We start from the raw sequence: 13,574 nt of genomic DNA, 5'->3' as shown, positions 1-13,574 counted from the left end.
TCCGCGCAGCTCAGCAGAGTCCGCGGCAACGAACCGCGCACGCCCGAGCGGCGCCCGGTGACTTTTCGTACGGAACCTAAGATTGAAGAAGGGCCATGCGCGCCGTCTTGCAGGCGCCCATCGGCTGCCTGTAGCCTGCCGGCCGGACAACGAGAGGCATGACATGTACATCTATCGACTGGTACTGCTCCTGGTCGTGGGCATCTACCTGTTCTCGCCCGCCATCATGGACTGGTGGATCGACCCCAACGGCGCTTGGTATCGCCCTTACCTGCTATGGCTGATCCTCATCGTCGTGACCTTCATCCTGCAGAGCCAGCGCGATGCTGACGAGCTTTAACCTCACCCAGCTGATCCTGATCAGCGCCGCCTACCTGATGGTCCTGTTCGGGATCGCCTGGATCACCGAGCGCGGCTATGTGCCGCGCCGCCTGGTACGCCACCCGCTGGTCTACACCCTGTCGCTGGGCGTCTACGCCAGTGCCTGGGCCTTCTATGGCACCGTCGGCCTGGCCTATCAGTATGGCTATGGCTTCCTCGCCATCTACCTGGGCATCTCCGGCGCCTTCCTGCTGGCCCCTGTGCTGCTGCACCCGATCCTGCGGATTACCCGCGCCTACCAACTGTCGTCACTGGCCGACCTCTTCGCCTTCCGCTTCCGCAGCACCTGGGCCGGCGCGCTGACCACGCTCTTCATGCTGATCGGCGTATTGCCCATGCTGGCGCTGCAAATCCAGGCGGTGACCGACTCGGTGAGCATCCTCACCCGCGAGGCGGAACCGAACAGCACCGCCTTGGCTTTCTGTGCCCTGATCACGCTGTTCGCCATTCTCTTCGGCGCCCGCCACATCGCCACCCGCGAGCGCCACGAAGGACTGGTGATGGCCATTGCCTTCGAGTCCCTGGTCAAGCTGATCGCCCTTGGCTCGATCGGTCTGTTCGCCCTCTATGGCGTGTTCGGCGGCCCCAATGGCCTGGAGGTCTGGCTGCTGCAGAACCAGGAAGCACTGAGCACCCTGCACACGCCGCTGGCGGAAGGCCCCTGGCGGACCCTGCTGCTGGTGTTCTTCGCCGCGGCCATCGTCATGCCGCACATGTTCCACATGACCTTCACCGAGAACCTCAATCCACGCGCCCTGCTCACCGCCAGTTGGGGCTTGCCGCTTTTCCTCCTGCCGATGAGCCTGGCGGTGCCGCCGATCCTCTGGGCCGGCCTGCACCTGGGCGCCTCGACCAACCCGGAGTACTTCACCCTCGGCCTGGGCATCGCCGTGAACAGCCCGGCCCTGGCACTGGCGGCATTCATCGGCGGCATCTCCGCGGCCAGCGGGCTGATCATCGTCATGACCCTGGCATTGTCCGGCATGGTCCTCAACCACCTGGTGCTGCCGCTTTACCAGCCACCGGCGGAGGGCAACATCTACCGCTGGCTGAAATGGACTCGGCGGGCGCTGATCGCCACCATCATCCTGCTCGGTTACGGCTTCTACCTGCTGCTCGGCGCCGAACAGGACCTGTCCAACCTCGGCATCGTCTCCTTCGTCGCCACCCTGCAGTTCCTCCCCGGCGCGCTCTCCGTGCTCTACTGGCCGACCGCCAACCGCCGAGGCTTCATCGCCGGCCTGGTCGCCGGCATGTTGGTATGGACGGCGACCATGCTGATCCCGCTGGTGGGCAACCTGCAAAGCCTCTACCTGCCGTTGTTCGACTCGCTGTATGTGCTCGACGACGCCAGTTGGCACCTGGCCGCCCTCGCCTCGCTCGCCGCCAACGTACTGGTATTCACCCTGGTATCGCTGTTCAGCGAGGCCAGCGACGAGGAAAAGGGCGCCGCCGAAGCCTGCGCGGTGGACAACGTACGCCGTCCGCAACGCCGGGAACTGATCGCCAACTCGCCGCAGGAATTCGCCAGCCAGTTGGCCAAGCCGCTGGGCGCCAAGACCGCGCAGAAGGAAGTCGAGCAGGCCCTGCGCGACCTTCACCTGCCCTTCGACGAACGCCGCCCCTACGCCCTGCGCCGCCTGCGCGACCGCATCGAAGCCAACCTCTCCGGCCTGATGGGCCCGAGTGTGGCGCAGGACATGGTGGAGACCTTCCTGCCGTACAAATCCGGCGAAAGCTATGTCACCGAGGACATCCACTTCATCGAGAGCCGGCTGGAGGACTACCACTCGCGCCTCACCGGCCTGGCCGCGGAACTCGATGCCCTGCGCCGTTACCACCGGCAGACCCTGCAGGACCTGCCGATGGGCGTCTGCTCGCTGGCCAAGGACCAGGAAATCCTCATGTGGAACCGTGCCATCGAAGACTTCACCGGAGTCGCTGCGCAACGCGTGGTCGGCTCGCGCCTGTCAGCGCTGCCGGAGCCCTGGAAGGGCCTGCTGGAAGGCTTCATCGAGGCGCCCGATCAGCACCTGCACAAGCAGCGCCTGGCGATCGACGGCCAGACCCGCTGGCTGAACCTGCACAAGGCCGCCATCGAAGAACCCCTGGCGCCGGGTAACAGCGGCCTGGTGCTGCTGGTCGAGGACCTCACCGAAACCCAGGCCCTTGAAGACAAGCTGATCCACTCCGAGCGACTGGCGTCCATCGGCCGCCTGGCCGCTGGCGTCGCCCACGAGATCGGCAACCCCATCACCGGCATCGCCTGCCTGGCTCAGAACCTGCGCGAAGAGCGCGAGGGCGATGCGGAACTGACCGAAATCAGCGCGCAGATCCTCGAACAGACCAAACGCGTCTCGCGCATCGTCCAGTCGCTGATGAGCTTCGCCCATGCCGGCGGCAAGCAGGTGGCAGCCGAGCCGGTATGCCTGGCCGACGTCGCGCAGGAGGCCATCGGCCTGCTGTCGCTGAACCGGCGCAGCGTCGAAGTGCAGTTCTTCAACCTCTGCGACCCGACGCACTGGGTCGAGGGCGACGCCCAGCGCCTGGCCCAGGTGCTGATCAACCTGCTGTCCAACGCACGCGACGCCTCGCCTCCCGGCGGCGCCATCCGCGTGCGTACCGAAGCCTCGGAAAACACCGTCGACCTGATCGTGGAAGACGAAGGCAGCGGCATTCCCAAATCGATCATCGACCGTCTGTTCGAGCCCTTCTTCACCACCAAGGACCCGGGCAAAGGCACCGGCCTGGGGCTCGCACTGGTCTATTCGATCGTGGAAGAGCATTATGGGCAGATCACCATAGACAGCCCGGCCGATCCGGAACGCGAATGCGGCACCCGCATCCGTGTCACCTTGCCGCGGCATCCTGGCCCGACGGCCGAGCAGTAGACGAGCACGTCGAGAGAGCTGAATACATGGCACATATCCTCATCGTCGAAGACGAAACCATCATCCGCTCCGCCCTGCGACGGCTGCTCGAGCGCAACCAGTACCAGGTCAGCGAAGCCGGTTCGGTGCAAGAGGCGCAGGAGCGTTACAGCATCCCGTCATTCGACATGATCGTCAGCGACCTGCGTCTCCCCGGCGCCCCGGGCACCGAGCTGATCAAGCTGGCCCAGGGCACCCCGGTCCTGATCATGACCAGCTACGCCAGCCTGCGTTCAGCGGTCGACTCGATGAAAATGGGCGCGATGGACTACATCGCCAAACCGTTCGACCACGACGAGATGCTGCAAGCCGTGGCGCGCATCCTCAAGGACCGCCAGGAAGGCCGCAGCAGCAGCGGCGGCGAAGCGCGCGGTAACAGTAAGGCGACGGCTGAGCGCGGCAGCGGTAACGCCCCGGCCGAAGGTGACATCGGCATCATCGGCTCCTGCCCGCCCATGCAGGAGCTCTACGCGAAAATCCGCAAGGTCGCCCCGACCGACTCCAACGTCCTCATCCAGGGCGAATCCGGGACCGGCAAGGAATTGGTGGCGCGCGCCCTGCACAACCTGTCCAAGCGCACCAAGGCCCCCTTGATCTCGGTGAACTGCGCGGCGATTCCGGAAACCCTGATCGAGTCGGAACTGTTCGGCCACGAGAAGGGCGCCTTCACCGGCGCCAGCGCCGGTCGCGCGGGTCTGGTGGAAGCCGCCGATGGCGGCACCCTGTTCCTCGACGAAATCGGCGAACTGCCGCTGGAAGCCCAGGCCCGCCTGCTGCGGGTATTGCAGGAAGGCGAGATCCGCCGGGTCGGCTCGGTGCAGTCGCAGAAGGTCGATGTGCGCCTGATCGCCGCCACCCACCGAGACCTGAAGATGCTGGCCAAGACCGGCCAGTTCCGCGAAGACCTTTACTACCGCCTGCACGTCATCTCGCTGAAGCTGCCGCCCCTGCGCGAGCGCGGCGCCGACGTCATGGAAATCGCCCGCGCGTTTCTGGCGCGCCAGTGCTCGCAGATGGGGCGCGCCCCGCTCAGCTTCTCCCATGAGGCGGAGCAAGCGATCCGTCACTATCCGTGGCCAGGTAACGTCCGCGAGCTGGAAAACGCCATCGAGCGTGCGGTAATCCTCAGCGAAGGCCAGGAGATTCCCGCTGACCTGCTGGGTATCGACGTCGAGCTGGACGATCTGGAAGACGACTTCGCCGACGATACGGACAGCCGTAGCGCCGTCGTCGCCAACAGCCACGAGCCCACCGAGGATCTGTCACTGGAAGACTACTTCCAGCATTTCGTCCTCGAGCACCAGGACCACATGACCGAGACCGAGCTGGCGCGCAAGCTGGGGATCAGCCGCAAGTGCCTGTGGGAACGCCGCCAGCGCCTGGGTATTCCCCGTCGCAAATCGGGGGCCTCGGCCGACTCCTGAGGGCGCACACCTGTTACCGCGGACATCCCGCGTAACAAAGGCCGGGTTCATCGGTAACGAAAACCCGGCTTTTTTGTGCCTCACCGAACCCAACGAAAACAGCTAAACCCTTGAAAAATAAGGATTTGCAAAAGTTGGCACGGCATCTGCTTTGTTATTGGCACAACAACAATAACAAGCTGAACCCTAGAAAATAAAAACAACACGTAACGACTCCAGCACAACAAAAACAAAATCGCGGAGGCGCAGCTAACTGATTCTTTTGGAGAAGAGTAGTAGTCGGGAGCAGTCCCGCAACCAGTCAGAGAACAATAAAACTGCCCGAAGGCAGCGCCGGAACTGGTTGGATCGCAAGATCACCGCTCACTCAGCGACCAAAGCAATCCGTTTGCTCTTACAAGTCCCGACATGGGATACGCCCCAAGGCAACTGGCCTTGAGGGACGGGTCAACAAACAAAAACAACAAGCCCGGCATCATAATAAAAACAAAGCACGCACCTACTTTGGGGGGGAGCCTCGGCTCCCCCAGTAGCTTCAACCCCGCCGTTACCCTCTCCGCTGTAGCCATCTTCGTTCACCATCCCGATCCTCGATGCTAGAATCCGACTCCATGCGGATGACAAAAGGCATCAGATTTGCCTCCACTTGTTTCCGCCAAGCATGCTTTCAAGCATGATGGGGCCGCCAGCCCGTCGGTAGACGTCGGTTGAGATCGCGTCAGCGTGGTCGACACAGGCACCCATGGCGTTGAGAAACGCAATTCACCCAACAAGTTCCCACATAGTGCCTCCATGCTGAAAAAGCTGATCCAGTCCCTACGCTCCCCCCTGCGCCGTCAACGCGCCATCCGCACTACTCCGGAAATCGTCAGCAGCAGCCAGCATTCGCTGCGGCGCGAGCAGTTCAGTCGGCATGCGGTCAGCGTGGTGGAACGCCTGCAGAAGGCTGGATACCAGGCCTATATCGTCGGCGGCGGGGTCCGCGACCAGTTGCTCGGCATCGCGCCCAAGGACTTCGATGTCGCCACCAGCGCCACCCCCGAGCAAGTCCGCGCCGAATTCCGTAACGCCCGCGTCATCGGCCGCCGCTTCAAGCTGGTCCATGTGCACTTCGGCCGCGAGATCATCGAGGTCGCCACCTTCCGCGCCAATCACCCGCAGAGCGAGGACGAAGGCGACACCAACCAGGCGTCGCGGAACGAGGCCGGACGCATCCTGCGTGACAACGTTTACGGCACGCTGGAAGACGACGCCCAACGTCGCGACTTCACCATCAACGCCCTGTATTTCGATGTCAGCGACGAGCGCATCCTCGACTACGCCCATGGCGTGCATGACATCCGCAACCGCCTGATCCGTCTGATCGGCGACCCCGAACAGCGTTACCTCGAAGACCCGGTACGCATGCTGCGTGCCGTGCGCTTTGCCGCCAAGCTGGGCTTCGAGATCGAAAAGCACAGCGCCGCGCCCATCCGCAAACTGGCGCCGCTGCTGCGCGAGATTCCCTCGGCACGGTTGTTCGACGAAGTGCTCAAGCTGTTCCTCAGCGGACGCGGCGAGCGCACTTTCGAGCTGCTGGTCGAGTACGACCTGTACGCCCCGCTGTTCCCGGCCAGCGCCAAGGCCCTGGAGCGTGATCCGGAATACGCCGGCAAACTGATCCGCCAGGCCCTGGCCAACACGGATGCCCGCATCCGCCAGGAAAAGCCGGTAACGCCAGCCTTCCTCTTCGCCGCGCTGCTCTGGCCGGCACTGCCGGCACGTGTCGCGCAGTTGCAGGATCGCGGCATGCCGGCAATCCCGGCGATGCAGGAAGCCGCCCACGAGCTGATCAGCGAGCAGTGCCAGCGCACCGCGGTCCCGAAACGCTTCACCATCCCGATCCGCGAGATCTGGGACATGCAGGAACGCCTGCCACGCCGTCAGGGCAAGCGCGCCGACCTGCTGCTGGAGAACCCGCGCTTCCGCGCCGGTTACGACTTCCTCCTGCTGCGCGAAAGCGCCGGCGAAGAGACCGGCGGCCTGGGCGACTGGTGGACCGAGTACCAGGACGCCAGTGACGGCGAGCGCCGCGGCATGATTCGCGGTCTGGCCGCCGGCCAGGAGGATGGCGCCGCGCCGCGCAAGCGTCGACGGGGCGGCAACAGTAACCGCCGCCGGCGCGGTCCGCGTAACAGCGGCGAGGGAGCCGGTAACGAGTGAGCGAACGCGTCTATCTAGGGCTGGGCAGCAACCTCGCCGAACCCCGCCGCCAGTTGCAGGACGCCCTCGATGCCCTGCGCGCGATACCGCTGACGCACCTGGCAGGCGTCTCGCCTTTCTATATCAGTGACCCGCTCGGCCCAGCGGACCAGCCGCGTTACGTCAATGCCGTGGCGGCGCTGGACACCGAACTTGAGCCGCTGGCCCTGCTCGATGCGTTGCAAGCCATCGAACTGGAGCAAGGCCGCGTGCGCAAGGACGAACGCTGGGGGCCGCGCACCCTCGATCTGGACATACTGCTGTTCGGCGAACGCCTGATCGATGAACCGCGCCTGCGCGTACCGCACTACCACATGCACGCCCGCGCGTTCGTGCTCTACCCCCTGGCCGATCTGGCGCCGCGACTGCGCCTGCCGGATGGCCGCAGGCTGTCGGAACTGCTGGCCGAATGCCCGTTCAGCGGCCTCGAAAAGCTATCCTGAATGACGCCTCCCTTGGCGGTAACGTCGTAACAGTCCGGTAACACCTGCGATTGACTTCACCCCACCCCATCCGGACTATAGGTGCCCGTTTGCCCCGCGCCGGCGAAAGTCGGCCCAACGAGGACACTTTTCATGCCTGATGTCACCCTGACCACCCTGCAAGGTCTGAAGCAAAGCGGCGAGAAGATCGCGATGCTGACTGCCTACGATGCTACCTTCGCCCACGCCGCCAGCGAGGCCGGGGTGGAGATGCTGTTGATCGGCGACTCTCTGGGCATGGTGCTGCAAGGACACGACAGCACGCTGCCGGTAACGGTCGAGGAGATGGCTTACCACACCGCCTGCGTGAAGCGCGGCAACCGTGGTTCGATGATCGTTACCGACCTGCCCTTCGCCTCCGGAACCTCGCTGCAGCGTCTGCTCGAGGACTCGGTCAAGGTCATGCAGGCCGGCGCCCATATGGTCAAGCTCGAAGGCGGCGCCTGGCTCGCCGAGCCGATCGCCCGCCTGGCGCAAATGGGCGTGCCGGTCTGCGCGCACTTGGGCCTGACCCCGCAATCGGTGAACCTGTTCGGCGGTTTCAAGGTCCAGGGCCGCCAGGAAGCCCAGGCGCGCCAGCTGCGCGCCGACGCCATCGCCCTGGAGCAGGCCGGCGCCGCCATGCTGCTGCTGGAGTGCGTGCCCACCGCCCTGGGCAAGGAGATCAGCGAAGCCGTGAAGATCCCGGTGATCGGCATCGGCGCAGGCAACGGCACCGACGGCCAGGTCCTGGTGATGCATGACATGCTCGGCCTGTCGCTGTCCGGCCGCACGCCGAAATTCGTCAAGAACTTCATGCAAGGCCAGGCGGATATCCCGGCTGCCTTCGCCGCTTACGTCAAGGCCGTGAAAGACGGCTCCTTCCCTGCCCCCGAACACGGATTCTCCGCATGAACACCGTCAAGACCGTCCGCGAACTGCGTGCCGCCATCGCCCGCGCGCGCAGCGAAGGCAAGCGCATTGCCCTGGTGCCGACCATGGGTAACCTGCATGCCGGACACGCCGCGCTCGTCGCCAAGGCCGGGCAACGCGCCGATTTCGTGGTCGCCAGCATCTTCGTCAATCCACTGCAGTTCGGTCCCAACGAAGACCTCGACAAATACCCGCGCACCCTCGCCGCCGACCAGGCCAAGCTGCTCGAAGCCGGCTGCCACCTGCTGTTCGCCCCCGGTGTCGAGGAGATGTACCCCGATGGCATGGAAGGCCAGAGCAAGGTCCACGTTCCCGGTGTTTCCGAAGGTCTCTGCGGCGGCAGTCGCCCGGGGCACTTCGATGGCGTCGCCACGGTGGTCTGCAAGCTGCTGAACATGGTGCAGCCGGACATGGCCCTGTTCGGCGAGAAGGATTTCCAGCAACTGGCGGTGATCCGCAAGCTGGTGCGCGACCTGAATATTCCGGTACAGATCTTCGGCGAGACCACCGTGCGCGCCGAGGACGGCCTGGCGCTGTCGTCGCGCAACGGCTACCTGAGCGATGAGCAGCGCGCCATTGCGCCGGTGATCCAGCGCACCCTGAAACAGATCGGCGAAGGCCTGCGCGGCGGTTCGCGCGACTTCCCCGCGCTGCTCGAGGAAGGCCGGCGGCAGATCGAGCAGGCGGGCCTGCGCATCGATTACCTGGAAATCCGCGAGGCGCTCACCCTGCGTCCCGCGACCCAGGAGGACAAGTCGCTGGTGATTCTCGCCGCGGCCTTCCTCGGCACGACCCGCCTGATCGACAACCTGCCCCTGCACCTCGACTGAACCGCACTGCCTCGGGCCGCGCCGGGCGTGGCTTGAGCACAGATTCCTGGTTCGGCATACTCTGCCGCCGTTCGCGCCAAGCCCTACAAGAAAGGAGCGCCCGCCATGCATACCATCATGCTCAAGGCCAAGCTGCATCGCGCCGAAGTGACCCACGCCGTACTCGACTACGAAGGCTCCTGCGCCATCGATGGCGAGTGGCTGGACCTCTCCGGCATCCGCGAGTACGAACAGATCCAGATCTACAACGTCGACAACGGCGAACGCTTCACCACCTATGCGATCCGCGCCGAGGAAGGCTCGCGGATGATCTCGGTCAACGGTGCGGCCGCGCACAAGGCCAAGGTGGGTGACCGAGTGATCATCTGCGCATATGCTCACTACAGTGAAGCCGAGCTGGCCGACTTCAAGCCTCGCATGCTGTACATGGCGCCGGGCAACCAGCTCAGCCATACCAGCAACGCGATCCCGGTCCAGCTCGCCTGACCGAAGAAAAGCCCGGAACCGCCGGGCTTTTTCACGTTCAAACGCACGTCTCAATTCCGAAGGTACGCCATGGAACACCACCTCACCCCGCTGGATGCCACCCGCCTCGGTAGCTGGCAGGCGCTCGCCGCTCACCGCAAGGACATGCAGGATTTCAGCATGCGCCAGGCATTCGCCAGCGACCCGAAACGCTTCGAGCGCTTCTCCCTGAGCGCCTGCGGCCTGTTCCTCGATTTCTCGAAGAACCTGATGCGCGAGGACACCCTCGGTCTGCTGGTCAGACTGGCCGAGGAAGCCCACCTGGGTGAGGCGATCCAGTCGATGTTCCGCGGCGACGTGATCAATGCTTCGGAACGTCGACCGGTGCTGCATACCGCCCTGCGCCGGCCGATCGGCGACAAGGTGCTGGTGGACGGCAAGGACGTGATGCCGGAAGTCCACCGCGTGCTGCACCAGATGACCGAGCTGGTCAGCAATGTGCATAACGGCCTGTGGCGCGGCTACACCGAAAAGCCGATCACCGACGTGGTGAACATCGGCATCGGCGGCTCCTTCCTCGGCCCGCAGCTGGTTTCCGAGGCGCTGCTGCCGTTCGCCCAGAAGGGAGTACGCTGCCATTACCTGGCGAACATCGACGGCAGCGAGTTCCGCGAACTGAGCAGCAAGCTGAACGCCGAGACCACCCTGTTCATCGTTTCCTCGAAGTCCTTCAGCACCCTGGAAACCCTGAAGAACGCCCAGGCCGCGCGCGCCTGGTACCTGGCCCAGGGCGGCAACGAAGAGGAGCTGTACCGCCACTTCATCGCGGTGTCCAGCAACAAGGAGGCCGCGGTGGCCTTCGGCATTCGCCAGGAAAACATCTTCCCGATGTGGGACTGGGTCGGTGGCCGCTACTCGCTGTGGTCGGCCATCGGTCTGCCGATCGCCATGTCGGTGGGCATCAACAACTTCAAGGAATTGCTGTCCGGCGCCTACAGCATGGACCAGCACTTCCAGAGCGCGCCCTTCGCCCGCAACATCCCGGTGCTGCTGGGCCTGCTCGGCGTCTGGTACGGCGACTTCTGGGGCGCGCGCAGCCACGCCATCCTGCCCTACGACTACTACCTGCGGAACATCACCGACCACCTGCAGCAACTGGACATGGAGTCCAACGGCAAGAGCGTGCGCCAGGACGGCACGCCGGTATCCGCCGGCACCGGTCCGGTGATCTGGGGCGGCGTCGGCTGCAACGGCCAGCACGCCTACCACCAGTTGCTGCACCAGGGCACCCACCTAATTCCGGCGGACTTCATCGTCCCGGTCTCCAGCTACAACCCGGTGGCCGACCACCATCAGTGGCTGTACGCCAACTGCCTGTCGCAGAGCCAGGCACTGATGCTCGGCAAGAGCCGCGCCGAGGCCGAGGCCGAGCTGCGCGCCAAGGGCCTGGACGAAGCCGAGGTGCAGCGCCTGGCGCCGCACAAGGCGATTCCCGGCAACCGCCCGAGTAACACCCTGGTGCTCGAACGCATCAGTGCCCGCCGCCTCGGCGCGCTGATCGCCATGTACGAGCACAAGGTCTATGTGCAGAGCATCCTGTGGGGCATCAATGCCTTCGACCAGTGGGGAGTGGAGCTCGGCAAGGAACTGGGCAAGGCGGTCTACGGACGCCTGGTCGGCAGCGAAGAGATGCCCGCCGAGGACGGCTCGACCCAGGGCCTGATCGACTACTTCCGCGGCCGTCACCGCGGCTGAAACCCTGCCTCCCACCCCAAGCCCGGCCCCTGCGCCGGGCTCGTCGTTTCTGGCCGCGACGACAGCTCCGGTCGTACCTCCGGGACTTGAACCGGGCGGCGCATTGGCCCAGTCTTGGACCAGACGTTTTCTCCGCTACAACATAAAAACAAGGAACACCGTCATGTTCGAAATCACCGTTCACCCGGTGCCGGATGCCGTTCGCCAGCGTGCCTACCTGGACGAAGAGGGCTACCAGCGCCTCTACCGCCAGTCCATCGAGCAACCGGAAGTCTTCTGGGGCGAACAAGCCAAGGCCCTGCTCGATTGGTTCAAACCCTGGCAATCGGTGCACCACGGCGATCTGTCCCGTGGCCAGGCCAGTTGGTTCAAGGGTGGCCAATTGAACGTCGCCTACAACTGCATCGACCGTCACCTGGCAACCCGCGGCGAGCAGGTGGCGATCATCTGGGAAGGCGACAACCCTGCCGAGTCCGCGCATATCACCTACCGCAAGCTACACCACCATGTCTGCCGCCTGGCCAACGTGCTGAAAAGCCGCGGCGTGGAAAAGGGCGACCGGGTGTGCATCTACATGCCGATGATCCCCGAAGCGGCCTACGCCATGCTCGCCTGCGCGCGCATCGGCGCCATCCATTCGGTCGTGTTCGGTGGCTTCTCCCCGGACGCCCTGCGCGATCGCATCCTCGACGCCGATTGCCGCGTGGTGATCACCGCCGACGAGGGCGTGCGCGGCGGTAAGTACATCCCGCTCAAGAAGAACGTCGAAAAAGCCCTGCTGGACTGCCCGAACGTCTCCACCGTGGTGGTGGTCGAGCGCACCCAAGGCGAGATTCCCTGGGTCGAGGGGCGCGATCTCTGGTACCACGAGGCCCTGCGCGAAGCCAGCGACGATTGCCCGCCGGAACCGATGGATGCCGAGGACCCGCTGTTCATCCTCTACACCTCGGGCTCCACCGGCAAACCCAAGGGCGTGCTGCACACCACCGGCGGCTACCTGCTGGGCGCGGCCATGACCCACAAATACGTGTTCGACTACCACGACGGCGACATCTACTGGTGCACCGCCGATGTCGGCTGGGTCACCGGGCACAGCTACATCGTCTACGGCCCGCTGGCCAACGCCGCCACCACCCTGATGTTCGAGGGCGTGCCGAACTACCCGGACGCCTCGCGCTTCTGGCAGGTCATCGACAAGCACCAGGTGAACATCTTCTACACCGCACCCACCGCCATCCGTGCGCTGATGCGCGAAGGCGAGGAGCCGGTGAAGAAGACCTCGCGCGCAAGCCTGCGCCTGCTCGGTTCGGTCGGCGAGCCGATCAACCCGGAGGCCTGGGAGTGGTACTACCACGTGGTCGGCGAGACCCGCTGCCCGATCGTCGATACCTGGTGGCAAACCGAGACCGGCAGCATCCTCATCACCCCGCTGCCGGGCGCCACCGCGCTCAAGCCGGGGTCGGCGACCCGGCCGTTCTTCGGCGTGCAACCGGTGCTGCTGGATGAACAGGGCAAGGAAATCGACGGTCCCGGCGCCGGCGTGCTGGCCATCAAGGCCAGTTGGCCGAGCCAGATCCGCAGCGTCTACGGCGATCACCAGCGGATGATCGATACCTACTTCAAGCCGTACCCCGGCTATTACTTCACCGGCGACGGTGCCCGCCGCGATGAAGATGGCTACTACTGGATCACCGGCCGCGTCGACGATGTGATCAACGTGTCCGGCCACCGCATCGGCACCGCCGAGGTGGAAAGCGCGCTGGTGCTGCACGATGCGGTGGCCGAAGCCGCGGTGGTGGGTTACCCGCATGACCTCAAAGGCCAGGGCATCTACGCCTATGTCACGCTGATGAACGGCATCGAACCCAGCGACGCGCTCAAGCAGGAACTGCTGGCCCTGGTCGGCAAGGAAATCGGTAACTTCGCCAGGCCGGAGCTGCTGCAGTGGGCGCCGGGCCTGCCGAAGACCCGTTCGGGCAAGATCATGCGGCGCATCCTGCGCAAGATCGCCTGCAACGAACTGGACAGCCTCGGCGACACCTCGACCCTGGCCGACCCCAGCGTGGTCCAGGGGCTGATCGACAAGCGCCTGAACCGCTAACGCGGCGACCGGAGCACTGGCGCAAGCTGCAAGGGAAGCCGCGGGCGGGTAAG

10 protein-coding genes are annotated in these 13,574 nt (G+C 64.8%); all 10 read left to right on the top strand.

Annotated elements, in window-relative coordinates:
* The first annotated feature begins 163 nt into the window (after positions 1-163).
* The 10 genes from BLQ74_RS14575 to acs all read left to right on the top strand — a co-directional run bounded on the left by BLQ74_RS14575 (position 164) and on the right by acs (position 13,521).
* On the top strand, positions 164-340 hold the full coding sequence (locus BLQ74_RS14575; RefSeq protein WP_003095129.1) for a hypothetical protein: 177 nt from the start codon (positions 164-166) through the stop codon (positions 338-340).
* Positions 324-3,272 carry a sensor histidine kinase gene (locus BLQ74_RS14570; RefSeq protein ID WP_090263296.1) on the top strand — a complete coding sequence of 983 codons (2,949 nt, stop codon included), beginning with the start codon at positions 324-326 and terminating at the stop codon, positions 3,270-3,272. The genes BLQ74_RS14575 and BLQ74_RS14570 overlap by 17 nt, the downstream gene beginning before the upstream one ends.
* A 26-nt stretch (positions 3,273-3,298) precedes the next feature.
* Positions 3,299-4,735, top strand: coding sequence for a sigma-54-dependent transcriptional regulator (locus BLQ74_RS14565; protein WP_090263295.1), 1,437 nt, complete (start codon positions 3,299-3,301; stop codon positions 4,733-4,735).
* A gap of 792 nt (positions 4,736-5,527) precedes the next feature.
* Entirely contained in the window at positions 5,528-6,937 is a 1,410-nt protein-coding gene (locus BLQ74_RS14560; RefSeq protein ID WP_090263294.1) for a polynucleotide adenylyltransferase PcnB, read from the top strand.
* Positions 6,934-7,419, top strand: a complete 486-nt coding sequence (gene folK, locus BLQ74_RS14555) for a 2-amino-4-hydroxy-6-hydroxymethyldihydropteridine diphosphokinase (protein WP_090263293.1) — start codon at positions 6,934-6,936, stop codon at positions 7,417-7,419. The genes BLQ74_RS14560 and folK overlap by 4 nt, the downstream gene beginning before the upstream one ends.
* A gap of 132 nt (positions 7,420-7,551) precedes the next feature.
* The gene (gene panB, locus BLQ74_RS14550; protein ID WP_090263292.1) at positions 7,552-8,352 is read left to right on the top strand and encodes a 3-methyl-2-oxobutanoate hydroxymethyltransferase; all 801 of its coding nucleotides are present in this window, start codon (positions 7,552-7,554) and stop codon (positions 8,350-8,352) included.
* Positions 8,349-9,200, top strand: a complete 852-nt coding sequence (gene panC, locus BLQ74_RS14545) for a pantoate--beta-alanine ligase (protein WP_090263291.1) — start codon at positions 8,349-8,351, stop codon at positions 9,198-9,200. Before panB ends, panC begins: the two co-directional genes overlap by 4 nt.
* A gap of 105 nt (positions 9,201-9,305) precedes the next feature.
* Positions 9,306-9,686 (top strand): aspartate 1-decarboxylase, encoded by a 381-nt coding sequence (gene panD / locus BLQ74_RS14540; protein ID WP_090263290.1) that lies wholly within the window; start codon positions 9,306-9,308, stop codon positions 9,684-9,686.
* 69 nt (positions 9,687-9,755) lie between these two features.
* Positions 9,756-11,420, top strand: coding sequence for a glucose-6-phosphate isomerase (gene pgi, locus BLQ74_RS14535; protein ID WP_090263289.1), 1,665 nt, complete (start codon positions 9,756-9,758; stop codon positions 11,418-11,420).
* A 163-nt stretch (positions 11,421-11,583) separates the two neighbouring features.
* Positions 11,584-13,521 carry an acetate--CoA ligase gene (acs, locus tag BLQ74_RS14530; RefSeq protein ID WP_090263288.1) on the top strand — a complete coding sequence of 646 codons (1,938 nt, stop codon included), beginning with the start codon at positions 11,584-11,586 and terminating at the stop codon, positions 13,519-13,521.
* The last annotated feature ends 53 nt before the right edge of the window (positions 13,522-13,574 follow it).

The sequence above is a fragment of the Pseudomonas panipatensis genome (assembly GCF_900099785.1).
In the GTDB taxonomy this organism is placed as follows: Bacteria; Pseudomonadota; Gammaproteobacteria; order Pseudomonadales; family Pseudomonadaceae; genus Pseudomonas; species Pseudomonas panipatensis.
The sequence above is the reverse complement of the archived record's forward strand: the minus strand, read 5'-3'. Positions and strand labels throughout refer to the sequence as shown.

Bases quoted from the DNA above. Each gene is read 5' to 3' on its own strand.
- BLQ74_RS14575 (WP_003095129.1), top strand. From the start codon at position 164: ATGTACATCTATCGACTGGTACTGCTCCTGGTCGTGGGCATCTACCTG.
- BLQ74_RS14570 (WP_090263296.1), top strand. From the start codon at position 324: ATGCTGACGAGCTTTAACCTCACCCAGCTGATCCTGATCAGCGCCGCC.
- BLQ74_RS14565 (WP_090263295.1), top strand. From the start codon at position 3,299: ATGGCACATATCCTCATCGTCGAAGACGAAACCATCATCCGCTCCGCC.
- BLQ74_RS14560 (WP_090263294.1), top strand. From the start codon at position 5,528: ATGCTGAAAAAGCTGATCCAGTCCCTACGCTCCCCCCTGCGCCGTCAA.
- panB (WP_090263292.1), top strand. From the start codon at position 7,552: ATGCCTGATGTCACCCTGACCACCCTGCAAGGTCTGAAGCAAAGCGGC.
- panC (WP_090263291.1), top strand. From the start codon at position 8,349: ATGAACACCGTCAAGACCGTCCGCGAACTGCGTGCCGCCATCGCCCGC.
- panD (WP_090263290.1), top strand. From the start codon at position 9,306: ATGCATACCATCATGCTCAAGGCCAAGCTGCATCGCGCCGAAGTGACC.
- pgi (WP_090263289.1), top strand. From the start codon at position 9,756: ATGGAACACCACCTCACCCCGCTGGATGCCACCCGCCTCGGTAGCTGG.
- acs (WP_090263288.1), top strand. From the start codon at position 11,584: ATGTTCGAAATCACCGTTCACCCGGTGCCGGATGCCGTTCGCCAGCGT.